This window comes from Alteromonas sp. B31-7, from assembly GCF_015767655.1.
Taxonomy (GTDB): domain Bacteria; phylum Pseudomonadota; class Gammaproteobacteria; order Enterobacterales; family Alteromonadaceae; genus Alteromonas; species Alteromonas australica.
This window is the reverse complement of sequence record NZ_CP065233.1, coordinates 2,677,721-2,703,886: the sequence shown is the minus strand read 5'-3', so window position 1 is coordinate 2,703,886 and position 26,166 is coordinate 2,677,721. Positions and strand designations below refer to the sequence as shown.

At 45.8% G+C, this 26,166-nt stretch carries 22 protein-coding genes; 7 read left to right on the top strand and 15 right to left on the bottom strand.

Annotated features, from left to right (window positions below; all coding sequences use genetic code 11):
• Positions 1–49 precede the first annotated feature (49 nt).
• Complete coding sequence (locus IUA53_RS11560) at positions 50–2,440, bottom strand: TonB-dependent siderophore receptor (RefSeq protein ID WP_196897138.1); 2,391 nt, start codon at positions 2,438–2,440, stop codon at positions 50–52.
• Positions 2,441–2,820: 380 nt separating this feature from the next.
• On the opposite strand from IUA53_RS11560, the gene IUA53_RS20420 reads away from it, so the two are divergent.
• Positions 2,821–3,141: a DUF2798 domain-containing protein gene (locus tag IUA53_RS20420; RefSeq protein ID WP_332310776.1), complete on the top strand. Its 321-nt coding sequence runs from the start codon at positions 2,821–2,823 to the stop codon at positions 3,139–3,141.
• A 47-nt stretch (positions 3,142–3,188) separates the two neighbouring features.
• On the opposite strand, the gene IUA53_RS11550 is transcribed toward IUA53_RS20420, so the two are convergent.
• The 11 genes from IUA53_RS11550 to IUA53_RS11500 all read right to left on the bottom strand — a co-directional run bounded on the left by IUA53_RS11550 (position 3,189) and on the right by IUA53_RS11500 (position 17,535).
• Positions 3,189–5,768 (bottom strand): TonB-dependent siderophore receptor, encoded by a 2,580-nt coding sequence (locus tag IUA53_RS11550; RefSeq protein ID WP_196897137.1) that lies wholly within the window; start codon positions 5,766–5,768, stop codon positions 3,189–3,191.
• A 352-nt stretch (positions 5,769–6,120) separates the two neighbouring features.
• A complete protein-coding gene (locus IUA53_RS11545) occupies positions 6,121–7,548 on the bottom strand; it encodes a uracil-xanthine permease family protein (RefSeq protein ID WP_196897136.1) in 1,428 nt (475 codons plus the stop codon).
• Complete coding sequence (locus IUA53_RS11540; protein ID WP_052806628.1) at positions 7,548–9,005, bottom strand: adenosine deaminase family protein; 1,458 nt, start codon at positions 9,003–9,005, stop codon at positions 7,548–7,550. The genes IUA53_RS11545 and IUA53_RS11540 overlap by 1 nt, the downstream gene beginning before the upstream one ends.
• A 210-nt stretch (positions 9,006–9,215) precedes the next feature.
• Positions 9,216–9,581 carry an AraC family ligand binding domain-containing protein gene (locus IUA53_RS11535; RefSeq protein WP_044056797.1) on the bottom strand — a complete coding sequence of 122 codons (366 nt, stop codon included), beginning with the start codon at positions 9,579–9,581 and terminating at the stop codon, positions 9,216–9,218.
• A 20-nt stretch (positions 9,582–9,601) separates the two neighbouring features.
• Positions 9,602–10,852 (bottom strand): allantoate amidohydrolase, encoded by a 1,251-nt coding sequence (locus IUA53_RS11530; RefSeq protein WP_044447014.1) that lies wholly within the window; start codon positions 10,850–10,852, stop codon positions 9,602–9,604.
• The gene (locus tag IUA53_RS11525; protein WP_044056799.1) at positions 10,845–12,080 is read right to left on the bottom strand and encodes a pyridoxal-phosphate-dependent aminotransferase family protein; all 1,236 of its coding nucleotides are present in this window, start codon (positions 12,078–12,080) and stop codon (positions 10,845–10,847) included. The genes IUA53_RS11530 and IUA53_RS11525 overlap by 8 nt, the downstream gene beginning before the upstream one ends.
• Before the next feature lie 10 nt (positions 12,081–12,090).
• Positions 12,091–12,909, bottom strand: coding sequence for a sulfite exporter TauE/SafE family protein (locus IUA53_RS11520; protein WP_196897135.1), 819 nt, complete (start codon positions 12,907–12,909; stop codon positions 12,091–12,093).
• A 33-nt stretch (positions 12,910–12,942) separates the two neighbouring features.
• Positions 12,943–14,520: a gamma-glutamyltransferase family protein gene (locus tag IUA53_RS11515; protein ID WP_196897134.1), complete on the bottom strand. Its 1,578-nt coding sequence runs from the start codon at positions 14,518–14,520 to the stop codon at positions 12,943–12,945.
• A gap of 98 nt (positions 14,521–14,618) precedes the next feature.
• Positions 14,619–15,833 carry an amidase gene (locus IUA53_RS11510; protein ID WP_044447019.1) on the bottom strand — a complete coding sequence of 405 codons (1,215 nt, stop codon included), beginning with the start codon at positions 15,831–15,833 and terminating at the stop codon, positions 14,619–14,621.
• A 154-nt stretch (positions 15,834–15,987) separates the two neighbouring features.
• Complete coding sequence (locus IUA53_RS11505; RefSeq protein WP_044447021.1) at positions 15,988–16,551, bottom strand: DUF924 family protein; 564 nt, start codon at positions 16,549–16,551, stop codon at positions 15,988–15,990.
• A gap of 156 nt (positions 16,552–16,707) precedes the next feature.
• The gene (locus tag IUA53_RS11500) at positions 16,708–17,535 is read right to left on the bottom strand and encodes a MurR/RpiR family transcriptional regulator (RefSeq protein ID WP_044447023.1); all 828 of its coding nucleotides are present in this window, start codon (positions 17,533–17,535) and stop codon (positions 16,708–16,710) included.
• Between the two features lie 314 nt (positions 17,536–17,849).
• Between IUA53_RS11500 and IUA53_RS11495 the strand changes: the two genes are divergently transcribed.
• Positions 17,850–18,476, top strand: a complete 627-nt coding sequence (locus IUA53_RS11495; RefSeq protein ID WP_044056805.1) for a CPBP family intramembrane glutamic endopeptidase — start codon at positions 17,850–17,852, stop codon at positions 18,474–18,476.
• 143 nt (positions 18,477–18,619) lie between these two features.
• Entirely contained in the window at positions 18,620–19,723 is a 1,104-nt protein-coding gene (locus IUA53_RS11490) for a mechanosensitive ion channel family protein (protein WP_044449421.1), read from the top strand.
• A gap of 68 nt (positions 19,724–19,791) precedes the next feature.
• Here IUA53_RS11490 and IUA53_RS11485 read toward each other — a convergent pair whose 3' ends face one another.
• The 3 genes from IUA53_RS11485 to IUA53_RS11475 are packed head-to-tail and all read right to left on the bottom strand — an operon-like array spanning position 19,792 to position 22,600.
• Positions 19,792–20,883 carry a DUF3080 family protein gene (locus tag IUA53_RS11485; RefSeq protein WP_196897133.1) on the bottom strand — a complete coding sequence of 364 codons (1,092 nt, stop codon included), beginning with the start codon at positions 20,881–20,883 and terminating at the stop codon, positions 19,792–19,794.
• A 29-nt stretch (positions 20,884–20,912) separates the two neighbouring features.
• Positions 20,913–21,668, bottom strand: a complete 756-nt coding sequence (locus IUA53_RS11480) for a pteridine reductase (protein WP_044447026.1) — start codon at positions 21,666–21,668, stop codon at positions 20,913–20,915.
• A 59-nt stretch (positions 21,669–21,727) separates the two neighbouring features.
• Entirely contained in the window at positions 21,728–22,600 is an 873-nt protein-coding gene (locus tag IUA53_RS11475; RefSeq protein ID WP_044447028.1) for a fructosamine kinase family protein, read from the bottom strand.
• A 274-nt stretch (positions 22,601–22,874) separates the two neighbouring features.
• Between IUA53_RS11475 and thrS the strand changes: the two genes are divergently transcribed.
• From thrS to rplT, 4 genes are all read left to right on the top strand, one after another.
• A complete protein-coding gene (gene thrS, locus IUA53_RS11470) occupies positions 22,875–24,791 on the top strand; it encodes a threonine--tRNA ligase (protein WP_044056808.1) in 1,917 nt (638 codons plus the stop codon).
• A 115-nt stretch (positions 24,792–24,906) separates the two neighbouring features.
• A complete protein-coding gene (gene infC / locus IUA53_RS11465) occupies positions 24,907–25,446 on the top strand; it encodes a translation initiation factor IF-3 (RefSeq protein ID WP_081869472.1) in 540 nt (179 codons plus the stop codon).
• Between the two features lie 118 nt (positions 25,447–25,564).
• Positions 25,565–25,762, top strand: a complete 198-nt coding sequence (gene rpmI / locus IUA53_RS11460; RefSeq protein WP_044056810.1) for a 50S ribosomal protein L35 — start codon at positions 25,565–25,567, stop codon at positions 25,760–25,762.
• A gap of 18 nt (positions 25,763–25,780) precedes the next feature.
• Complete coding sequence (gene rplT, locus IUA53_RS11455; protein ID WP_012518092.1) at positions 25,781–26,137, top strand: 50S ribosomal protein L20; 357 nt, start codon at positions 25,781–25,783, stop codon at positions 26,135–26,137.
• The last annotated feature ends 29 nt before the right edge of the window (positions 26,138–26,166 follow it).

Here is a 26,166-nt window from a genome sequence, read left to right as displayed (position 1 = left end):
ACCTGAATAACAGGTTCACCTTTAAAGTTAAGCACTCAACGTTAAATGCTTAGAATTTGTATGAGAACTTCGCGTTCCAGTGACGTGGTAGTTCAGGCAGTACAATTTGGCTACCGAACAAGTCAGGGAAGTTAGAGCGGAAATATTTCTCATCAGTTAGGTTCTTAACGGTAAGGTTAACACTCCAGTCTTCAGCTTGGTAAGATAAACCTGCGTTCACCAAGGTGTAAGAAGGTAGCGTTACCGCACCAGAGTAACCCGATGCCACCTCGTCAGCATTCACAACGCTAACGCTTGCTGCATAACCGTTAAGGAAATCGTAGGTAGCGGTTAAGCCATACGTGTTTTCAGGAATACCGGCTTTAATGGCTTCAACGTTGTCGTAGGCAGTATTACCGTTTGGTGTGCCACCGAAGAAGATTGAAGGATCGTCGATATTCGCGAAGTCTTCTGCACCTAAGAAACCAAACTGGTAGCTACTTGCAACAGCGGTCAGGTTGGTCACTTCAATGTTAGTGTAAACGGCTGACAGTACTAGTTGCTCATTCACTACCCAACGAACCTCAAACTCAGTTCCTTCGTTGTTGGTGGTATTGTTGGTAACCGTAGACTGAGCGTTAATATCAGTACGCTCTTGCTCATAGATTGATAGAGCAAAGTACAAGCTATCGTCTAGGAATGAACCTTTAACACCATATTCAAACAGTTCAGAGGTATCGAAATAGCCACCTGGAATGTTCTCTACGTCAATGTTCGCACCTTGACCTGCTACAATGGTCGCTTGCTCTGCTGCCGTAATGTAAGGAATTAAGCCAATTTCAGTTTTGAATGAGATACTGGCATTCCAAGAGAAACCGTCTTCTGTATCTTCTGCGCTAACGTCTGCATCGCCACCAAACAGTGTAGAGCCACCTGGTGTAGTACTTTCAACATCTACTGAATCATAACGCACACCTAGAACAAGGTTTAGGCCGCTTTCCCAAGTTAGGTCAGTCATGGCTGCCATACCTAGGTTAAGGTAGTTACCTACGTCGTAGTTTGAGTAACCCCAACCTGCGCGGGTTGCCAGTAAACGTCTATCAAGTGCAGTCGATTCACCGGTAAGGTCACGACGATCGAAGAATTCGTTGATAAAATCGTCACCACTTTCGAAATCAGTGTAACGAACAGAGGGTGAAAACTGGAATTGTGCCAATAAGGTGTCAGACTCGTATTCTGTACCAAATACAATTTTGTCTTCTACTACGTAAGCATCGTGGAATTGAGAAAAACCATAGGCGTTTTCGTTTAAGTTTTCATAGCTTTCGTAGAAAAACTGGTTTTTGATTTCCCAGCCGTTATCAGTGTAGTAAAGCATGTCGAAGTAGAACGTACTTACTTCGTTTGCAAGTACATCGTCTGCCGCAATTAGCGTTTGATCGCGGCCAAGTTTCGCAGTACCTACGTTAACTAATGCCATAGCATCGCTGAAGCTAGAACCGTCTTCAGTAAGCGGATCAACTTCAACAAATAAGTTCTCAGCAAAGTATTCCCAGTGACTAATGCTACCATCACCGTCTGTATCAAGAGGCTGTGCATCACCCGTGATGTATGTGCCATTATCGATAAGATCTTGCGTAACACGGTTCCAGCCTGCGTTCTGGTTACCATCATATTTATGGTACATACCGCCAAACTCAATGCTTAGCTTATCAGTAAGATCCATATCAAAAGCCGCTTGCACCACAGTCTGGTCTGTTTCACTGTTGCGGTAGTAAGAGTCTGAATTCTCAATTTCGGCGTAGATGTAATAACCGAAGTCTTTACCAGAGACTTTACCAGGGCCACCAACTTCTGCGGTAACAATATTTTTATCCCACGAACCTGTGGTATACGACATTGCGCCAGTAGGCTCATCTAAATACTGACCACGGCCAACTTTCGCTGATTTAGGGTTAAAGTTTAAGTAACCGCCAATTTTCGCTGGACCATAAATAGGTGAAGCTGGACCACGTACAATATCAACACTACTTGAAGCACCGATAGGCGTAGGGTAGTTACCAGGGTTGTCTAATCGTCTGACGCCACGAAAGTAAACTTCGCCGGGTGTACCACGTACATCCAATGAACCTGCTACCCCGAAAAACGATTGGGTAAAGGTACCTGGTGCAAATGCCACAAGTTCATCAATATCGGCTACGTTGAAACGTTCCATTTGTTCTTGCGAAATGGTTGAAGCTGAACGCGGCGTCTCAAGGATTGACTTACCAAAACCGAATACAGACTCTACGTCTTGGCCAGGTAAGCTGCCTAGTGAACCCTTAACCTCAATTTTTTCAATATCTGCATCAGAAACGGTCTCTTCTGTTTCTTGCGCTACAGCAAGTGATGATGCAGACAATGCCAAACCTACGGTTAAAGCACGTGCAAGCGGGTTTAATTTGAATGTAGTGTTAATCATGTTTTCCTCATTATTTTTATTAACCTTGGAACAGGTTTTTATGCACGGGATAATAAAAGTATGCATGTCGTTACTTAGCACAATAAGTGCCAGCTTCCTGTCCAACTGGTCAATTTCTGAGGTGCTTGTAAGTTATTGATAAACAGTGACATTTCAAAGTAAGAAATTTCAGCATATGTTATAGTTTTGTAAAATGTCGGTGGGTTGCCCTAATTGCACCACTAGAGTGATATCCCGTGAAGCATTGCACCAAAAGGGAACTCGCCTCGTACAAAACCGCTTAATCTCTTTTTAGCTGATGCACATTTAGACTTGTGCTATCCCTGCTTTGACGCCAAGATACTGAAACTTCTATCATTCAATATTGAAGCTATGCGGTTATGGTTCTTTTCATGCAGACACGCTTTTCGCCAGTGTTTGGCGTTAGACCGCGATCGTCAGTTAATCTTTTCACATTCTGGATAGTTATGATCTCTGCAAAATATCAGCGGTTGGTTTTCGCTTTTTTTATGTCGTTATTAATGAGCTTTCTAATGAGTGGAATAATTACCTTCATTAATTTGGGCTGGGTGAGTGATTTTTTTGTTCTCTGGATGGACGCATATTGGAAGGCGTTTGTTATTGCATTCCCTACTATTTTTGTTGTTGCCCCTATTGTACAGAAACTCACGGCGAAGCTTATTATACAGGAGCCCCAATAGTTAATCGCTATGCGGCGTTAACCGCATAGCGATTAACCTTGCGCAGGTTAAAACGTATAGGTGACCGTGAGTGAATACGTTCTGCCTGCAGAGGGCTTAACAACCACAGAGTCGAATAAATCCGCTGAGGTATAATATTCTTCGTCAAGTAAGTTATTCGCTTGCAACAATGCCGTTACAGCGCCGTTTGAATAACTTAATGAACCATTCCAAATACTGTAACTTGGCAGCATAACGGTTTGCATGATGTCGGTGTAGGTTTCATCTACCCAGGTGACCCCTAAGCTACCAGTTACGGCTGCATCACCCATAGGCTGCACCCACGTACCATACAAGCTTACAATGTTGTCTGGCAGACCACCTCTGTCTAAGCGTACGTTGTCGCCAACGAATGCGGCACGCGGGCCCGCAATACGTCCACCGTATACGTCTTCAGGGTTTAGGCCATTTTGTGCTGCAAAGTCGGCTCCGTTTATCACAGCAAGTGCGCTATTACTGACTTCTTCCGTTTTAGTATGGGTGGCAGTGGCAAGTATCGACAAGTTTTCAGTCACTAACGCGCGCGCTTCAAACTCTAAACCTTCACCGTACACGGCAACAAGCGCACCGGTTTGGCTTTCTCTGTAGGTTTTATCTTGGTCATAGTACGCAATAGCGGAATAAAGCTTGTTATCTAACAAGTTCATCTTAAGGCCAATTTCAGTGAGTGTAGACTTTTGAATATATTGACTATTCTCAATAGTGGTAGGAATAATGCCGCCCAACTGATTGGTGCTCAGTGAGTTAGACTCGGAATAGGTTACGTAAGGAATAATACCGTCAGCATCATAGGAAAGTGATGTGTTAAAACTAAACGCTGTATCGCTTCCGCTAACCACGCCGTTGCCTTGCTCTGCCCCCAGCAGACTTACCCAGCCATTTTCAGACTCAACATCAAAATAGTCGTAACGCCCACCAAGCAGTAAATTCACTTTGCCATAGTTTATATCGGTGAGGAAAAACACTCCCGCGTTTGCCGATTTAGACAGGTGCACTTCATTAAAATTACGTTCTAGTGTGCCTTCTACACCGGTGACATTACCTTCATCGTCATAAATAAGCTCAGCATTTTCGTAGGGGTCAAAGGTGGCCGGAGATATACGATCGTTGGCAGTCGGCCCCACGGAAATATCGCGAAAATCGAAGGTTTCATCAAGCCAAGCTGCGTAATTATCGAGGTGTTCCTCTCGATAGTTGACGCCGCCAATGCTGGTGGCAGTAAAATTATCCGCCTCGTACTCAAAGGTTAAACTGCTGCGTAATTCATACAAATAGGCATCTGGGTAATAGGCGGTAAAGCCCCAGCTTTGATACTTTGTGTGGTCTAAATAATCGTAAAATGCCTCATTCTTCCAAATGGTGCCACTTTCAAACTCGTGGGTTACATCGAAATATACCGTGAGGGCGGTGGTATCAGCGTAATCTTCCTCGTCTATGAAGGTGGTTTGATGGTCAATTTGTGTGGTGCCAACATCGGTTAACGCGTACGGGTTGTCTAAACTACGGTCGGCTAAAAAGTTACCAAAACCACCTGCACAACTAACTGATAGCCCGTTGTAAGTGGCGTTTCCACTGTCTGCATCTGCTGCGGTACACCAACTGTTCACATTACTAAATGCATTGTTTAAAAAGCCTGGCGCAAACGGAGTAATAAACGACGACTCTTGAGGCAATAATGTGTTTGCACCTATCCCGTTGTCGGAGTTTAAAGTAGGTGCTGCACCTGTAATATAAGTGCCGTTATCAATTAAGTCTTGGGTAACACGGTTCCAACCCGGAACCTGAATGCTATCTGTCGTCTGATATTGAAGCCCGAATTGCAGGGTGGTGTTGTCGCTTAAGTCAAAATCGACTGCGGCTTGTATTAACTCGCTGCTAGGTTCATAGCCATCAAAATAGGACTCAGAGTCTTCAACTTCCGCGAAAAGCTGTAACCCACCATATTTGCCGCCAATTTGAAGGGGAATGCCTAGGCTACCCGATACTATTCGTTGATTATACGAACCATAGGTTGCCGATATTTCACCGGTAACGTCGTCAATGTATTTGCTGCCGTCTACTTTCGCTGATTTAGGAAGATAGTTAAGTTGGCCACCAACACTACCACTGCCATATAAAGGCGAAACTGGGCCTCGCATAACTTCTAATTTCTCCGCGCCTCGCACGATGGTATTAAATGCGCCTGGGTTGGCAATACGGCGAAAGCCTCGAAAGTAGTTGTCTGCAGGTTCACCGCGAATATCCATGGCACCTTTTATACCAAAAAATGAACTGGTAAAAGCCCCAGGCGTTAAGCGTACTAGGTCATCGACACTGCGCAAGGCAAACTTGTCCACTAAATCTTCACTAATTTCAGTAATAGAGCGTGGGGTTTCGTAAAGGCTTTTATTGAGTCCAAATGCGCCGCTGGAGTCTTCTTCTGGCATTATCGAGTAGTAATCCGACTTTTTACCCAGAACCTCTATTTGTTCAACGTCATCTTTTTCGTCTGAAGTGGTTTGTTCCTGAGCCACGCTTGGTAGGTGATAACTCAATAATGCGATGGCCACAACACGTGACAGACGATTTGGTTTATAGGTTAGTGCCATAAAATTCCCTTTCATTTCAATGTATGTTTTGTGTGAGTTAAGTCTGTTTTGTAAAGAAAGAGCAGAAGGCGTGCCAAGCATAACCAAGTGGTCAGTTTTTTATTTTCCGTTGGCTCACAATCTCTTGAATCCTAGGTGCAGAAAATAAATAACGTAAATTCAATTGCTTAAGTAAAGTTAAAGAAGGGGGTTAACAAAAAAGCTGATGGCTAAAACGTAAGATCTAAACTTAGCGATAAAACAGCGGTGAATTTATGCACCAAAATACGCCGATTGCACGATGAATGAACGTATTCTTGCGACAAACGGCATATCTGATTAATGAGCGGGTTAATAAGCAGGCCAGTTACAGTTAAGCTTCTTTTTCCTGCTTAAAACGTGGCGGGGCGTTATCAGATTTTTCCTTACTCTGTGGCGTAACACTCGGGCTATCTTCAGTACAAGTGGTTTTTTTAGCCCCGGGCAGGGTAAGGTCAAGGATGACTGCCGTTAAGCCTGCTGAGGTGACCGGTGATAAGAGCACGTTTTTCAACCACAAAGGAAGTTGGTCTAATGCTTCGGGCACCATCATTACCCCAATGGCCATGCCCAAAGCACAGGCAGTAATTAAACTGCTACGCCTATCGAGTGCGTAGCTTGCCAGCAATTTTAGGCCGCCTACAGCCACCATGGCAAACATCACCAGGGTTGCGCCACCCAATACTGGCTTTGGAATTGCTTTAAGGATGCCGCCTACCACAGGGAAGAAACTTATAAAGATAAACATACCCGCCACGTAGAACCCGACTTTTCGACTGGCAATACCGGTGAGTTGAATTACGCCGTTATTTTGCCCAAAGGTTGTATTAGGGAAGGTGTTAAACACCCCCGCTAAAATTGAGTTAAAACCATCGCCTAGAATACCGCCACGAATGCGGGAAAGGTAAAGTGGCCCGCTCACCGGCTCTTTGCAAAACAAGCTATTGGCAGTGAGATCGCCCGCCGTTTCAATGGCAGTAAACAGGTAAATAAGGGCAATAGGTAAAAAGAGGTTTATATCGAAATCTATGCCAAAGGCAAAGGGCGTGGGTACGGCAATGGCGGGCAGTGTAGCAAGGTGAGAAAAATCCATGCCTTGGGTTAGTGCAACGTATGAGGTGCCTATAATCATGCCAATAAAAATGGCCGACAAACGTAACCAATGGTTGGCCGACGCATTTAAAAAGACAATAACCAGTAATACGGCCACGCCAATACCTAAATTCGATAGGCTACCAAAGCTTTCAGCGTTAAAACCACCGGCTAAATCAGTCATACCCACATTGATTAACGACAAACCAATGGAGGTGATCACAATGCCCGTGGTTAACGGTGTAATAATACGTTTTAGGCGCGTAATAAAAAGGCTAAACAATATTTCAACGAAGGCGCCAGCAATGGTTAAACCGAACAACATAGCCAAGATATCTTCGGCTGTGCCACCGTCGCTTTTCACTTTTGCACCCGCAAGTAGTAGCGCGCTAATAAACGCAAAACTGGTGCCTTGTATGGCCACAAGCCCACTGCCAAAAGGGCCGACTCGCTTGGTTTGAATGGCTGTGCCCACGCCGCTAACAAATAAGGCCATACTGATTAAGTAGGGAACATATTCTTGCAGTGAAAGGGTGGCACCAATAATCAGGGTGGGTGTAATAATGCCCACAAAACTTGCTAGCATATGCTGATAGGCCGCAGTGAAACTGGCCAACGCCCCAGGCTTGTCATGCAAGCTATAGAGTAAATCATGACTTTTTGAAGACATTATTGACTATTCCTTTCAGTACAAAGCACAGGTTCAAATTGGCAAATAAAGGGGCTGTAGCGGGGCTTTGTTTTAGTGCCCCGCTGCATGACGCTGTTGCGCTCAAATATATCGAGTGCGTCAGAGAGCTTCTGCAAGTGTTGTGCCTTGTCATTTGGCTGGAGAAAGCTGTAGGCCAAGCTGTTTTCACTTAACTGCCTTAGCTCTGTCCAACTTAAATTAAATTGGGTAACCGCAACGTAATACTCGTCGGTTAAAGAAGAATTCCACATGCCTTTATCATCGGTAGAAAGTGCAGTGGGCACGCCTGTGCGCAAATACTGTGGAAAGGGGTGTTCACTAAAACGTTCAATGTATTCTAATTTCAAGTTAGAAATAAGGTTGGTTTCTATTAAGTAGCGGTTATTTCTCATTAACAGGTAGGTATCATCATCACTCAGTAAATTAATGCCGTGGCCAATCCTGTCTACGCCAAGCAAAAGTGTGTCTTTAATATTTTCGTTAGGTGATTCAGATTCCCCGGCATGAAAGGCGAGGTTTATTTTAGGGTATTGGGCCCGTAATTGACGTAACACCTTTTTGAATCGCGTTGGGTGGCCTTTGGGATCATCTTCTCTCCCGACCAGATTAATACCCACATACCAATCACGATGTTGGTCTACAAACGCATATATCCATTTTAATTGTTCATCGGTATTCGGGGTAAACCGTACTAGGGCATATTGAAACCTAACGGTTACTCCCGTAGCTTTGGCTTCTGCACTGTTAAGCATGTCGGTAAACACGGCCAGCGCATCCTCGGGGGTATATAGGGAGCCATCTGGGTACATTTTGTTGCGTATATTCACCTGTGTTTCCAGGTAATATAAATGTTCTTTTTGGTAGGCTTGCATGTTTAACAGCAATATTTTCGCCATAAGCACAGGGTTGGCGGTTAGTTCGTTTAACCGTTGCCAATGGCGCTCGAAAAACTCGTCTCTGCCTTCATGGGGTTTATCTAATTGAATACTATTTATAAAGCCAAGGCGTTGGTTGTGGTCCAATTTCGCCAGCGCAACATATTCTTTTTGTTGGCATTGCGTTAACCCCTGCCATGTAGGCTGGGCGATGGTATGAAAAAGAAAGTGCGGGGTTTCAAAGTCGAATGCATTATCCCCAAAGGCCGTACAGCCCTTATCGCTTACCCGAGTGTAGTAGGTGTAACCGCCATTTTTTTCCGCTGACGACGCAATGTCGTACCACCATTGGCCGTAACCTGAGCCCGATAAATGATGATGCAAATCGCCCCCCTTAGGAAGAGAATGCACAAACTGATATAGCTCTGAGGGCGAAGCGTTGCGCTTAAATTCGCTAAACCAGCTATCCATCGACACCGGGTGAGATAGCGTGTTGGCGAACAGGTGGAAACTAAAGAAGAAAGAAGCAGCGCAAAACAGAAAGAAACGGGTAAACAACATACAAGCTCATAGCGGTGAAAACAGCTAACTTGCAAGATGCTGACCATTTGGTTAGGGGTGTTAAAAATTTGTAATTTGTTGAATTTAAAGAGGTATTATATGACTCTAGAAAAGAGAAGGAACCTTTGAATAATTAAGGCGCACCTTTATGGTGCAGTAACGGGTGCGTGCGCTATTTTGGCGCGCATCCGTTTACCGCGAACAAAAACATTAGAAGGTGACGTCTGGCGCAAGGGTAACAAAAATGGAGTGTCTTACTTCGTTATACATGGCTTTTGAGCAGTGGCCTTCGCCTTCGGTGTCTTCCAACAGTAAAACATCGCCAGCACCGAATACATGCCTTTCACCGTCTGACACAGTAAATTCTGCACGACCTTTTATGATAAACAATAGCTGACGAGCCGGGGCAGGGTGCCATTTAAAGTCGTAGTCAGCGGGCGTTTCACGGAAAATGATTTTTCCAGCGCCATACTTTTCAGACAACAGCCCTATGGGACCACCATCGGCAAGCGGGATCTCCACCTCGCCAAAATGGCTTTTTCCATGCTCGTCGTTATATATCCTTTTAATTTTCATGCTTTAAATACCTGTTATGCTTAACCCAGTGCACTTATGTTTGAATGCAATGCACCAATAGTGTGATGTAACGCGCTTAGGCTCGCTTCCACGTCTTGATGAGTAATAGACTCAGCAGGATGGTGGCTTATACCGCCTTTACAGCGAGTAAAGAGCATTGCAACTGGGCATATTTCTGCCATGGCCATGGCATCGTGACCTGCACCAGAAGCCAATATTTTTGCGGGAATATTGCTTGCTTCAACACCTTTAACTAAAGCCGCCTTCAGTGCTTCATCGCACAATACCGCTGGCGCGCTATGGGTTTGTTCTATTTCGAGTTTTACATTGCGAAGTGCTGCAATGTGTTCAAATTTCTGCAATATTTCTGCCAAAACGGCATCGCGCAAATTGTCGTCTTCGCTGCGAATATCTAATGAAAATACAGTTTTGCCCGAAATAACATTCACCCCATTTGGGGCATTTTCAATTTTACCTACAGTGGCTACCACGCCCGCTCGCTGCTGGCTGATTGACTCTACCGCCAACAGCATCTCAGCGCTTGCGCAAAGCGCGTCATGGCGCATCGACATAGGCACAGTGCCGGCGTGCCCTGCCATACCTTGAACATTAATATTAAAACGCTTTGCACCGGCAATAGCGCTTACCACGCCAATGGGCAAGTTCTCTTGTTCAAGAACGGGGCCTTGCTCGATGTGTAGTTCTAAGTAAGCCAATACGTCAGTGGCTGGAATAGCGGCACTAGGCACTTCATCAAAGTTAAGACCAAATTCGGCCATGGCTTGTTCTAAAGACACACCGTTTTCATCTTTTAAGCGACGCCACTCATCCTGCCATTTGCCGGTAAGTGCACGACTTCCCAGCAAGGTGGTACCAAACCGGGTACCTTCTTCATCGCAAAAACCAACAATATCGATGTGGTAAGGAAACTTCTTTTGTTCGCCATTAAACAAGGCGACGAGCGTAATGGCGGCGACAACCCCTAACATGCCATCGTATTTCCCACCATTGGGTACGGTGTCTAGGTGGCTACCTAATATCATTCGCGGTGCGTTAGGAACCGCCGATGAATAGCGCCCCCAAATATTGCCCGCGGCGTCTTGCCAGGTTGTCATACCTGCTTCAATCATCCACCCAGAGGTAAGCTGGTTGGCTAATTTATGCTGCTCTGTGAGATAGCGTCTATCAAGGCAAGAAGGATCTTGGCTTAGTGTTCCCAAGGTTTCGCATCGCGCCATTACCTGAGCAGCAGCATCGGCAAATTCAGTCATTTGCCGCCTCCGTAAACACGGCTAATGCCGCATCTACACCTGCACCCTGTGGCAATGTCATACCTTGCATGCGTAACACGGTTTCTAGCGATTGTAGTGTGTGAAGAACGGCATCTTCTCGGGCGTTATAACCCATGGTGCCTATGCGCCAGATTTTGCCTTTAAGTGGCCCAAAACTGGTGCCAATTTCAATGTTAAAGCGTAAAAGCAAAGCTTCGCGTACGGCTTCACCATCTACGTCGTCAGGAATATACACACCTACCACGTTATACATTTTATGCTTTAAGTCACCAAAGGGAGCCAATCCCATTGCTTGCACACCGGCTAACATGGCATCGCCAGCCACTTTGTGACGGGCTATGACGTTTTCTTGGCCTTCTTCAAGGTGAACCCGTGCGCACTCTCTTGCACAATAAAGCATGCTGGCGGCTTCAGTGTGGTGGTTTAAGCGTTCTTCTCCCCAATAATCCATGATCATAGGTAAGTCGAAATAGTTAGAACGAATTTTAGGGCCGCGAGCACTTTCGTGATGGGCGTCGCGAATACCGGCTTCTACGTGATGACGGGTGCGAACGGTTTTCACAAACTTATCGCTTAAGGTAATTGGCGCGCTGCCCGAAGGGCCGCCTAAACATTTTTGAAGCCCCACTGAAACGGCGTCCAGTTTCCATTCATCAACCTTTAATGGGTTGCCACCCACCGAAGCGGTTGCATCACAATAAAAAAGAACATCGTGGGCTTCACATATAGAACCAATCTCTTCTAGTGGCTGAAGCATAGTGGTGGACGTATCACCTTGTACAATGGCAAGCATTTTCGGCTGAACTTCTTGAATGGCTTTTTCAATGTCAGCGGCAGTGAAGACTTCACCCCATGGCACTTCAATGGTGTGAACGTCGGCATCGGCACGCTCTGCAATTTCTGCAAGTAGGTGTCCAAAGCGGCCAAAAATGGGCACTAGCACTTTATCGCCGGGCTCAATGGCAGACACTAACACCGCCTCGATACCGGCTCTTGAGGTACCATCAACCAGGAAAGTCTGTTGGTTTTTTGTGTTAAACACATCACGGTACAAGGCCATGACTTCATTCATATAACCTGTCATGACCGGATCGTATTGACCCACTAATTGGGTGGCCATGGCCGATAACACTCGCGGATAACAGTTTATTGGGCCTGGGCCCATCAATAAACGTGGTGGCGGTGTAAGGGGAGAAAGAACTGACATGAATACGCTCCTATAGGAAAACTTGCGCTAGCATACGCAAGCCAGTGATGATAAGAACTACAGCAAATACTTTCTTAAGCATGGCTGCATCTAATTTACTCGCGATAGTTGCACCAATAGGGGCAAAAAACACGGTGAGGGGAACAATACAAATAAAGCCAAGAAGGTTAACGTAACCATAGGTAGCAAAAGGTGCATCAATAGGGGTTGTTCCAGCGAATAACAGGGTTATGGCGGCAGGGAGAGAGATAATAAGCCCTACTGCTGCTGCAGTACCCACCGCGCGATGGGCTGGGTAGTTGCAAAAGGTTAGCGTTGGCACTGTTAGTGTGCCTCCACCTATACCCACCATTGAACTAAACAAACCAATGCAAGCTGCCATTATCCACTGGCCAATTCGGCCCGGCAAAGACGAAAATATGGCGTCTTTTTTACCTAACAGCATATTGATAGCAGAGAGTATTGCTATTACGCCGAACAACAGTGTGAGATAGGTGGCATTAAGCACAGTGACCAAATAACTGCCCGCTAACACGCCGACTAAAATAAAGGGCGCCCATGCCTTTAACAGGGCAAAATCCACATTGCCTTTGCTATGGTGTGCACGAATAGAGCTAACCGATGTAGGTACAATGGTGGCTAAAGACGTGGCAGTGGCAATGACCATGGCACTTTCCGGCGACACGCCAAGTGCCTGAAACAGGAAAAACAACACGGGGACAATAACAATACCGCCACCTACACCTAGCATTCCTGCCAGTAGACCAGCAAAAACGCCGGTGCCAATTAACGATAAAATAACCGTTAAATTATCGAGTATAAACTGCATGTAAAAAGGTCTCTTATTGAGTTGATTAAGGGCTTAGCGGTGACCTAAATAGGCTTTACCGTCACTACGAGGGTCGCTGGCACCACTGACTTCACCTGAGGTCTCACGGATAATAGCACCTGCATGCCCCATAAGTTCATTGCATGGGTCAACGGTAACCATGTCGTGGCCGCGAGCGACTAAACTCTCGCCTACGTATTCCACTAAATCTCTTTCGGCTTTTAGGTTATGACTTTCGTCACCCCATGTTCTGCCCAACAGCCAACGACCTAGCCAGATAGCTTTCGCAATAGGTTGCTTGTGATACACATGGCGAGCAAATACCGCAGCTTGGGTTTGTGGTTGACCTTCGCCCCCCATAGTACCGTAGCTCATGCGTCGTCCATCACTTAATTCAGCAAACGCTGGATTTAAGGTATGGAAAGGCTTTAAGCCTGGTGCAAGATACTGATTGCTGGCAGGGTCAAGAGAAAACGAGGTGCCTCGGTTATTCCAAACGATCCCCGTTTGAGGGCTAACCACGCCAGAGCCGAATTCCCAATAAAGAGATTGGATGTAGCTCACCATTCTGCCTTCGTTATCACAGCATCCCATCCAAATGGTATCACCCGGCTTGGCAACATGGGGCCACGGCTGCGCGGTGTCTAGCGAAATGTTTTTAGCCATGTCATCGAGCACGTCGTCACTTAATAAACTTTGCAGGTCAACGGGAGTACGTGATGGGTCAGTCACGTTGGCATTTCTGGCGATAAACGCTTGTTTGGTGCATTCAATGAGCAAATGCACCATATCTGCATCACTGCTTCCAAGGTGTTGTACTTTGTCGTATAACGCTAAAATAATGAGCGATGCCACCCCTTGGGTTGGCGCAGGCAAGTTGAAGATCTTACCCTTGCTGGTATCTACCGACAGCGGCGTAACACGTTTGGCTTCGTATTCATGAAAATCTTCAAGGCGAATTGGTGATCCCGCCGCCGCTAAATCTGCTGCTAACTTTTCCGCTAACTCGCCTTTGTAAAAGTCGTCTAGCCCTTTTTCTGCCAAGTGAGATAAGGTTTTCGACAGGGCAGTTAGTTTAAGAATTTTGCCTTTCTTAAGCGCTTTGCCCTTAATTAAAAATTGCGCGAAGTTTTCATCGCTGGCGAGGTCATCGAAGGTTTTATTGCTGGCATCGGTTAAGCTTTGTGTTACTTCAATACCCCAATTGGCTTGGCTAATTGCTGTGTCTAGTAAGGTGCTAAGCTTAAGGCCGTCTTGCCATTCGTGGCTTATTTTTAGTGCCTCGTTCCACCCCGCGACGGCACCCGCCATGGTCAGCGCGGCTTTTCCACCACGGCTAGGGATAGCGTCTAGCCCTGCATAAAATTCAGGTGTGGCGCCTTTCGCAGCAATGCCCGATGCATCAATGCCTATCGGTGCTTTTCCAGGTTCGCTTATCAACCAAAAACCATCGCCGCCTAACCCATTCATATGAGGGTATTCAACAGCAATGGATGCTGCCGCGGCCACCATGGCTTCAATCGCCGTGCCGCCTTTTTCAAGTATATTTAAGCCCACTTGAGAGGCAGCAAAGTGAGGAGCTGTAAATGCAATATTCGGTTTTTCAGTCATTGTTCTTTCCACTTGTTGTCAAGGCGTTGATGCAAGCTTATTACAGCGATATTTTCTTTATTGTGTTACGTCTCGTTTTATTTGTTTTAAGGCGCAACTCAGGTATTCGCTAGTTTTTTTGCCATACTAATTAAAGCAAGATCACTGCCTTTTTTGCCCACCAGTGATAAACCACAGGGGGCATTGTGTAGGGTAAATAAGGGCAAATGTAGTTGTGGTAACCCTGCTAAGCCTGCCAGTGCGGTAAAGCCGAGTAGGGTGTTTCTATCTTTTGCCAGTGTGTCATCGTCGGCGTCGCAACGTGGTGCAACGCCAGGGGTGGTAGGAATAACTAATATGTCTATCTCTGCAAATAGCGAATCAAGATGATTAATTATTACCTGTTGTTGGGCCATGGCGCTTTGAATATCACTAGAGGTGATAGTTTTACACCAGTTGAGGCGCAACATAATATCGTTTGCAATGTCGGGATTGTGGGCGTCTATCCAGTTGCCGTGCTGCTGCCAAATTTCAGCACCTTGTAAAATACGAAACGTATTTGCGGTGGCCAGTGCCTCTAAATCAAGGGCTGAACTTGGGAGCGCGCTGAGTGTTACTTGGCTTAGCGTGGTGTGTTTGGGAAGCTGATCTAACCAATCGCGACATAAATGTTTGTGGGCTACCTGCTTAAACAACCCTTCAGCCACACCAAGTTTAACCTCAGTAGCACCGGGACGCTGGTGCTCTTGATTTAAACAAACCTGAGCCACCGCGTCGAGTGTACTTAGGTCTCTTGTCATCCAACCTACGGTATCGAAAGCAGGCGCTAATGGCACCATGTTGTCACAGGAAATAGCACCATGGGTGGTGCGCAAGCCCCACAAACCTTGGTAGCTGGCGGGAACGCGAATAGACCCACCGGTATCTGTACCTAGGCCAATATCGGCCAAGTTTTCAGTCACTGCTACCGCTGAACCCGACGAAGAACCGCCTGGAATATGCGCTGGTGCAGCGGGGTTTAGCAATGTGGGATAGTGCTTGTTTTGCCCATGTAGGCTGTAGGCCAACTCATCGGTAATGGTTTTCCCGACAAATTGCGCGCCCGCATCGAGTAAGGTGTCTACCGTGCTATGTGTCTTCTTAGGCAGCGGGTGTGTGGCTAACCAGTCTGGGTTGCCAGCCGCAGTGGGTAAGCCCGCCATGTGGAACAAGTCCTTTACTGCAAGTCTAAGCCCAGTTAAGGGTTGGCTTGTTGCGCTTTCACCACGGGCACTATTAAAAGCCTCGCGGGCGACAGCGTATTCGCTTGAGATACTAATAAATGGAGAAGACACAGCAGACTATTTGGTTAAATTTTCAATAGCACCATGAAACAATCGTTTCTAATATTTGTCAAGTGAAACGTTTGTTTCTTTTTCTGGTGCGGGTGTTTCATCCTTACATTTTCACTCGCTTAGTCAGAGAGTTAGGGTGAAACAAATGGGTAAGCTAAAAACCTTGAGGGTTTTGTTCAAGAAACGCTAATTCCTCTGCGGTGGATTTACGCCCCAGCACTTGGTTTCTATGTGGGTAACGACCAAATTGCTGAAGTACAGCGACGTGGCGTTGCTGAAAATCCAACTGAGTTTCTAAGCCTGGGGCGGAGAATAGCTGCTGCGCAATATCGTGAATGGCTAAAGACTCGCTGTGCATAAAGGGCATATATAAAAAGGCGCTTTGTTGTGGCGTAAGGGTTTTGTCGGCTTCTACGCTCACCGCTTCTTGCGCCAGTACAAGTGCAATTCCATCATAGGCGAAGGCTTGTGCGGTATGGCGAAACATATTGCGAGAGAATTGATCCAATACGAGAATTTCCGCTAATCTGCCTGTTGGTGTGGCTCTCCATGGCCACAATTCACCTAAGGCCGCAGACCGGTGTAACGAGTAAAAATGTGATGAGATTGTTCGGTCTAACGCAGAATCCTGCATAAACCATTGCTCCGAACTCAGGTCATCAAACCAGAAACTAAGTACTCGACTTGCTTCTTCAAGCACAAGGTGGGGCTTGTCCATGTAAACTCCAACAACGTAGTAAGGTTGCTTTGGCAGCGCGAGTGGTACGGCACTGGGCAACACGTATTATTAGTAAAAGCGAATGCCTCGTACTTACTATCGGCCGTTATCGCTTAAAGTTTAATCAATTTAATGGATTTTCAAGCCTCTTTACAACTATTTACGTTCAAGTTCGTCTAAAGACGCATACGTTTCCGTAATTGAATTAACGCGTTCTGTTGCCGCATCACCTAAAAGAGAGTAGGTACGATTGCAAATAGCAGACAATAAACTCATGGGCGCAGCGTAACTGTCAAACGGTGCGTCGTTACCTAAATGACAAACAACAAGCTTGCTAACTTGGTTACGATAAATTTGCCCAGTGGGATCGGTAATCAAAATGACTTGAGCGTGCTTAATGGCACTGAGTACATACTTAAATTGTCGAGTACGACGACGAAAGCCGAATAGAATGACAACATCATCGTCGCCGAGATCCACAATGTCTTCCCCTAATGTTTGCCCAGGTTGTGGGAGTAGCCTAACTGACGTTCGAATTTGCTTTAGTTGTTGTCGAAAGTGTAGCGCTAAGGGGTAGGCATTACGAAAACCAATCAGGGTAATTTGCTTTGCTTTGGCTAAGCGTTCGGCAATATCAAGCAAGGTATCTTCATGAATGCCGGCAAAGGTTTGCGTTAAATTACTAAATTCATGTTCTTGATGGTGACTAAAGGAAGTATGGGTATTCACTGGTACACCTTGCTCTCGCAACGATAATAAGGTGTCTTTTGCTTGTTGATGGGAGTCGAACCCGAGTTGCCGGAAGAAACGGCTGACCGTGGCTTTTGATGTTTGTGTTTTTTCCGCAATTTGGGCGGTAGATTGAGAAATTACCGCCAGTGGCGTTTGCTGCAAGTACTGCGCAATTCGTTTGCCGGCGGGCGATAGCAAAGCGTAATGTTTTTCTATTTGGTTTAAAACATTCGCAGTCTTGTTATTTGGCATAGTTATTACTTGGCATCGTTATCCATTGCCTTTGCTATTCGTTTTAAGGGCGATTTGTCAGGCAGTAAAAATTGCCCGCAGTCTGTTAGGCCTACACATTGTAACCACAATGCGTTTGCCAAGCGCAAAGCCATTCATTTAGCCTCTAGTGTACTCATAATTTAGTGTTTCTGAAAAGCTAATACACACCAATAACTTACGGAATTACTCTAAAGACTAATTCAATAATATCGTCAATCACCGCAATTTGGCACTACACTTTCATATGCACTTTCACAAAAGTGTCATTAGATGGTAATGATTTGGAGTGTGTTGTGGCAAAGTTGTGGGCTGAATTGATCCTGCTTTTTGTAGCGCTTCCTTTTGCAGTACTCTACTGGATAAAACATTTCGCTGATTGGTTAATGCCGATTCTTTGCATTATTGGGGTGTGCTGCTTAGCCGCCCTGTTGGCCGACAAGCAGTTTCACCGCGTACGATTATGGCATTGGGACGACTACAAAACGCATATAAAAAGTACGTTGAAGCTTTTTATTCCCTGGGCAAGTTTACTTGCACTTGTGGTATACCTCGTTAAACCAGAGTTATTTTTACACTGGCCAATTAACCAACCGTGGATGTGGGTAGTTACCTTACTTATCTATCCTGTGGTCTCGGTGATCCCGCAGGAAATTATTTTTCGTACCTTCTTTTTTCACCGTTACAAGCGTATTTTGCCGTCGCGCTATGCAAGGTGGGGGCTAAGTACGTTTGTGTTTGGGTTGGCTCATCTCGTGTACGGCAATTGGGTTGCCGTGGTGATATCGTGGGTAGGTGGCGCCATTTTTGGGTACCGATACATGCAAACAAACTCCACACCGGTTGTGGTTATTGAACACGCCATTTGGGGTAGTTTTTTATTTACGGTAGGTTTAGGCTCGTATTTGGTGATATCTACCTAACAGGTGCAAGTTTATTTTGCGTATTCATTGCTTAGCATTAGCGGGCAAATTTATGGACATGGAGGCACATAAACGTGGGTATGAATAATCAGTTACACGGCGTATTCCAGCTACCCGTATTCGAAACACCACAAGTGTTGCTGATGCAGCAAGATATCAACGCCCCAGTGCCGCTAGGAGAAGCTCAATCGTTAATGGTTGAGCTATGGCAAGGGTTTCTCTACCGCTTACCAGGTCTGGCTCTTGGTCTGCTTATTATGGTGCTGTTTATTTTAGCTGCGGGGCCTGTTTCTCGCTTATTGTTAAAGCCCGCGGCATCTTCCTCGTTAACCCCGTTAATAAAGTCGGTGGTACAGCGAAGTATCAGTTTAGTGATCATGCTTTTAGGTGTGTACTTGTTTCTGTTTCTCGCGGGGTTAACCGGTTTTGCCGTCGCGGTGATAAGTGGTACGGGGGTAGTGGGGCTAATTTTAGGCTTTGCCTTTCGTGATATTGCGGAAAACTTTATTTCTAGCCTGCTACTCACGGTACAGCGGCCTTTTAAAATTGGCGATATTGTTCAAATAAATGAATTCACCGGCATTATTCAAAAGGTGACAGCAAGGGCCACCACATTGGTGGATTTTGATGGAAACCACATTCAAATTCCAAACGCCACTATTTACAAAGGAGTGATTAAAAACCTGACGGCTAACCCTTTAATGCGCGGGCACTTTGTATTAGGGGTGGGGTACAATGCTGACATAAAACATGCCCAATCATTGGCGCTTAACACAGTCAACGCGCATCCTAATGTACTCGACGACCCTGAACCACAGATACTTATCGATAACCTTGGCGCGTCCACCTACAATTTGAAAGTCTATTTCTGGGTAAACGTAGAGGATACCAGTGTATTGAAAATGTCCTCGGTGTTAATGCGCGAATTAGTTGCCCTTTACACACAAGAAGGCATTAGCATGCCTGACGATGCAAGAGAGCGAATTTTCCCTGAAGGCTTAGTCATACACAATGGGACTTCTGAAGGTGAACATGACAACACCCAAGAGCATGAAAATACACCTTCGGTAAAAGCACCTTCGCCAACTGATAAAGCCAACGAAATAGACACCTCTAACGCTACCTTAAATAAGGGCGAGAAAGCACAGGATATCTCTCATGATGATGTATCTAGCGAAGCCCACGAAATACGTGAACAGGCCCAGCGCGCTCGCGACCCAGAAAGCGGCGACAATATTCTATCCTAGCGGCTTTCTAGGCATTAACTCGCCGTTGGAAAGCGGTGTAGGGCCCGGTTCTAGGCTGTTCGGCAACGTCAACCAGCCACAGGCGCAAGGTTGCAACGAGAAAGAAAGGTTTGCCACATAGTGACATGCGCCTTCATTGACTGTTGATATTGTTGAAATCCGTGCTCTGCGTTACCTTCAATAAAGGCTTTAAACGCAGGTGAAAGCGCCCTTGATTGGCTCCAACTTTGCCATAGTGGATTAAGCTGATAGTGAAATTGATTTACCTTACTGCCAATGGGCTGAATCTCTTCAATAAAGAACAGATAAAAGACATTTCGTAATATTTTAGCCTTGTCGCTGGCGTTACCGTTAGGGCAACTGACATGCGCAAGGGGGTGCTTTAGTTGCTCAGTTAATTGGTGTAACTCGGTGGCTAATATACGTTGGGTTAGCCATATTTTTGCCGGTAGACGTACCGAACCAATCATTTGAAGTTGAGCTTCAAGTTCCGTGCTGTCTAATGGGGTGGTGGCATGCTGAGTTTGGCGTAAATGATCAAGGTAAAACAGTGCATTAACCGCGCTAACACCTTCGTTTCCATCACGGGTATTTAAAGGGGCGCTAGCCAAGCTAAGGCCTTGCTTCATTTCAGTACTATTTTGAATAAGCTGTGCCCAAACTTTTGGCCACTGAGCCTGCTTTTGCTCTAGCCAGCGTTCAATTTGTGTCGACAGCTTTTGATTACCCTCGGCGCTTATTGCGGCACATTTGGCCAATACCGTCAGTAATTTTTGTTCATAGATAAAACGCTGCGATGGCAGCTGAGTTTTTCCTAATGCCGTGTTACGCTCGGCGACAATTCGGCCTAATTCACAATCTTGAATGGCGTAAAAGTCTCTAAGGTTGATGTTCATAGGAACTATGTTCACGTTAAGTGCAGAGGCAGTAGGATAGGCAAGGGCAAACGTAAGCGAATCATCCCATTTAGCAGCCGGAATAGAAATACCTAACACCCGATTTAAGCGAGCTCGATATTCATTTACCGCCGACTCAAGCTGAGATTGCCCTGAACAGCCTAATACTGCGCAAAGCAGTAAGCTCACTATTGTTGCAGGAACCCATGAACTCCCCACTATAGGCACACCCTTAAGTTTGCGATGAACGTGAGTGATTATCATTGCGGCCTGCCACCTGTTATAAGCCACAATTAAGCACTCGCACCAGTATGCAAGCTTCTGCCCCCATCCACGTACACAATTTGACCTGTTATGTAGGGTGAATTCACTAAAAACGCCATTGTTTGTGCAATGTCTTCACTGCGACCTAGCTCCCCCAATGGGATGCTTGCCAACATCTGTTGTTTTTCGTGCTCCGTTAATGCGCGTTCGGGAAGTAATATTGCCCCAGGCGCAATCGCATTCACACGAACGTCAGGCGCCATGTCTAAGGCGAGTGACTTAGTTAACGTGGCTAACGCGCCCTTTGCTAAACTGTATACGCTATGGTGGGGTAACGGGCGATCAATATGCATGTCAACCATATTAACAATGCAGCCACACTGAGCTTTCAAGGCTGCATGTAACGCTTGAGATAAAAATAGCGGCCCTTGCACATTGCTACCCACTAACGAGGTCCAATCTTGCACACCAATGTTTCCAAGTGGGGTAGGGTAGAAACTAGATGCATTATTAATTAACACATCAATACGCCCCCATTTTGCTAAACTTTGCTCAGCCAGTGCTTCTACTTGCTGTATGTCGCAAAGGTTTGCCTCCAAGGCCACTGCACTGTTACTGCGCAGGGCATTAAACGTAGCCACCTGGGTAAGCGCATCTTCTTTCGAGCCGCCGAAGTGAACAATAATATTGTAGCCTTGTTGATGTAAGTGGGTGGCCATGGCTAAGCCTAATCGTTTGGCAGCGCCTGTCACTAAGGCAACAGGAGAGGAGGCGTTACGGGGCATAAAAAGAAAACTCCAATCAATAGCAATGCTTCATTCACGTTAGAATTATTCAGTACGTACTACGAGCGAATCGTGTTAATGAAATCTTTAGCTTGGGCTAAATAATGCCCGCCAAATAATAACCCGTGATTAAGAATATGGTACAGCTGATAAAAAAGTTTTCTTTCAGCATAATGACGACTAATGGGTTTTACCTCAGCGTAGGCGTGAAAGAAGTCGGCGGGGAAACCGCCAAATAACTCAGCCACGGCTAAATCTGACTCGCTGTCGCCTACATAAATAGCAGGGTCGAAAACCACAGGGCCTCTATGACAAAACCCCACGTTACCGTGCCATAAGTCGCCGTGCAGCAGTGAAGGGTGAGGTTGGTGATGAGAAAAATACTGCTTGGTGTCATCAACAAAATTATCGATATTAACGATGTAATGCCCTTGCTCTGCTAAGCGCTCTAACATACTGCCGATACGGCATTCAGCAAAAAACGCGGCCCAATCACTCTTTCTTCCGTTGCGCTGTATGCTAAGCCCAATGTAATTGTCGTGGGGCCAGCCATAGCTTGAAAATCCATTGTATAAATGCAGGCTGGCTAACTGTTCACCAAGTCGTTGATAAGCGTCTTGGGAAGGCGTGATAAATTTCACATAACTTAATACGAGATATTCCATTTCAGGCGATTCGTCCCGTGTTACGCCATGGCAGATAACCGAGGGCGTAAGTACACATTGAGTACCACTTAATTCGGTAAGCCCTTCAGCTTCGTGGCTAAGCTGCTGGGTGTCATCATATGGGCGGGTTTTAACGAAAAAGCGATGCTGGTGGTCATGAATAATATAGCAAGCGTGGCTATCTCCCCCTTGCGCCACACGCGCATGCTCACAAATAAATAACTGCCCAGTAGCCTGAGAGATATGTTCGCTAATAAAATGCCACATACGTATAGCTGCCCCAAAGGGTTAATTCACTGATAAGTATGGATGAAAATGATAGAAAACCCCAAAATTCACCAATAGTGACTGCCTCCTTTTCGAAATTCCTGTTTTGCCCATTGCAGTTGACCTATGAGCCGTTATAATCCGCAACAGCTTTTTGTATGCGTAGCCGCACTAGAACGGCTAGCTAAAACCGTTGACGTGCGCATAACGCACGCATTTTATTTAAAATACGCAAGTGGCGCAGAGTAGGCGTCACCACTGTAAAGGAATTCAAATGCCAGTAATTACCCTTCCTGATGGAAGCCAACGCGCTTTCGATAATTCTGTTTCTGTACTAGACGTTGCAAACGATATTGGCCCTGGTTTAGCCAAAGCAACCATTGCAGGAAAAGTTAACGGCGAGCTTGTCGATGCCGTTGATATGATTGATAGCGATGCGCAGCTTCAAATCATTACTGCTAAAGATGACGAAGGCTTAGAAATACTTCGCCACAGCTGTGCCCACTTATTGGGGCACGCCATTAAGCAACTTTGGCCAAATACCAAAATGGCGATAGGCCCTGTTATCGACAATGGTTTTTACTATGACGTTGATATGGAGGAGAGCCTCACCCAGGAAGATTTAGCCAAGCTAGAAAAGCGTATGCTTGAACTGGCCAAAACCAACTACCAAGTGGTTAAAAACAAAGTAAGCTGGCAAGAAGCTCGCGATGCGTTTGAAGCGCGCGGCGAAAGCTACAAAATGGAAATCCTAGATGAAAACATCAGTCAGGATGACCGCCCAGCACTTTATCATCACGAAGAATACACAGATATGTGTCGTGGCCCTCACGTGCCTAATATGAAATTCTGCCACCACTTCAAATTAATGAAAGTGGCGGGCGCATACTGGCGCGGTGATAGCGACAATAAAATGTTGCAACGTATTTACGGTACCGCTTGGGCTGATAAAAAGCAGCTTAAGTCTTACCTTCAGCGCCTAGAAGAAGCTGAAAAACGTGATCACCGAAAAATTGGTAAGGCATTAAACCTGTTCCATTGGCAGGAAGAAGCGCCGGGTATGGTGTTCTGGCATAACGACGGCTGGTCTATTTACACCGAGCTTGAAAGCTTTGTACGTAAAAAGCTGCGCGAATATGGTTACGACGAAGTGAAAGGCCCATTAATGATGGACCGTTCACTTTGGGAAAAGTCAGGCCACTGGGACAAATACGCAGAAAACATGTTCACCACAGAATCTGAAAAGCGTGAATATGCGGTTAAGCCCATGAACTGCCCGGGTCACGTGCAAATTTTCAATCAAGGCTTAAAATCGTACCGCGATTTACCCCTTCGTATGGCTGAATTTGGCTGTTGTCACCGTAACGAACCTTCAGGTGCGCTGCACGGTTTAATGCGCGTTCGCGGCTTTACACAAGACGATGCTCACATTTTCTGTACAGAAGAACAGATCCTAGAAGAGGTAAGCGGCTGTATTAAGATGGTGTACGAAACTTACGCCGCTTTTGGTTTTGAAAATATCAAAGTGAAGCTGTCTACGCGCCCTGAAAAGCGTGTAGGTGCAGATGAAATTTGGGATAAATCAGAAGCCGCGTTAGCCGATGCCCTTAAAGCCAACGATATCGAATTTGATTATCAGCCAGGCGAAGGCGCATTTTACGGCCCTAAAATTGAGTTTACGTTACACGACTGTTTAGATCGTGCATGGCAGTGCGGTACGGTTCAGCTTGATTTCTCAATGCCGGGTCGTTTAGGTTCTACCTATGTAGCAGAAGATGGCGAGCGCAAAGTACCGGTTATGATTCACCGAGCAATCTTAGGGTCACTTGAGCGTTTCATTGGTATTTTAACCGAAGAATTTGCTGGTTTTTACCCACTGTGGTTAGCACCGCAGCAGGTTATGGTAATGAATATTACTGACAAACAAGCAGATTACGCCGCTAATTGCGTAAAAAAACTGCAAGAAAGTGGATTTAGAGCAAAGTCTGACTTGAGAAATGAGAAGATTGGCTTTAAAATCCGCGAGCACACCTTAAAGCGTGTTCCGTACATGCTGGTGGTAGGCGATAAAGAAATGGAAGCGGGCGAAGTAGCAGTACGCTCTCGTCGCGGCGACGACCTAGGCAAAATGCGCTTAGAAGACTTTATTGCCATGGCTCAACAAGAAGTAATGGAAAAGACCATTAAGTAGTTGAGCAATTTTTGTGTATAATGCACAGATGGTGTCTGCTTTTGGTTTTTAGTTTCAGGTTCATACGAACCACCCGGAAGCAGACAGAAGAATTAAATGTTTGGAGGAATAGCACATTAAAGGCGCTAACAACAAGGCTCAGGGCGACAAAGCCCGCATAAACGATGAGATTAAAGCCAGAGAAGTAAGATTAATTGGCAAAGACGGTGAACAGGTTGGTGTGGTTTCGCTTGCAGAAGCAACGCGTACCGCTGAAGAAGCGAGCCTAGATCTAGTAGAAATCAGTCCGAATGCCGAGCCGCCAGTCTGTAAAGTTATGGACTATGGCAAATTCCTCTTCGAAAAAAGTAAAGCTCAAAAAGAGCAGAAGAAAAAACAGAAGCAAATTCAGGTCAAGGAGATTAAATTTCGCCCTGGCACTGATGAAGGCGATTACCAGGTCAAACTGCGCAACCTGCGTCGCTTTCTTGAAGGTGGTGATAAAGCCAAAGTCACAATCCGTTTCCGCGGACGTGAAATGGCGCACCAAGACATCGGTATCGATCTCCTTAATCGCGTTAAAGGCGATTTAGAAGATATCGCTACCTGCGAGTCTTTCCCACGTCGTGTGGAAGGCCGCCAGATGATCATGGTGCTAGCCCCAAATAAGAAGTAGTAACGGTCTAAAGTTTTCAGGAATCTGCAACCTGAAACACCTTGCTGCTAAACATTAACCGACATTAACGCGACTGCACGCAAAATATGTCGATACTTAACAATGCGGAGTTTTAGCAATGCCTAAAATGAAAACTGTAAGCGGTGCCGCCAAACGTTTCAAGAAAACGGGTTCTGGCCGCTTTAAAAGCAAACAGTCTCACTTACGTCACATTCTGACTAAGAAGAGCACTAAGCGTAAACGTCACCTACGTGGCAAAAAATTGGTTCATGACTCTGATACTAAATTAGTTCAGCGCATGCTGCCTTACGTTTAAGACTTAGGAGACTGATAAATGGCTAGAGTAAAACGCGGCACTATCGCACGTGCTCGTCACAAAAAAGTCCTCAAGCAGGCAAAAGGTTATTACGGTGCTCGTTCACGTGTTTATCGCGTAGCGGTACAAGCCGTAACTAAAGCTGGTCAATATGCTTACCGTGACCGTCGTCAACGTAAACGTCAATTCCGTCAACTTTGGATTGCACGTATCAACGCTGCGGCACGTCAAAATGGTATGTCATACAGCCGTTTCATTAACGGTTTGAAGAAAGCGTCTGTTGAAATCGATCGTAAGATCCTTGCCGACATCGCAGTACATGACAAAGCAGCTTTCAGCGCATTAGTCGAAGCGGCTAAAGGCGCATTAGCTTAATTATTAACTAATTAAGTTTAAGTTCTTTC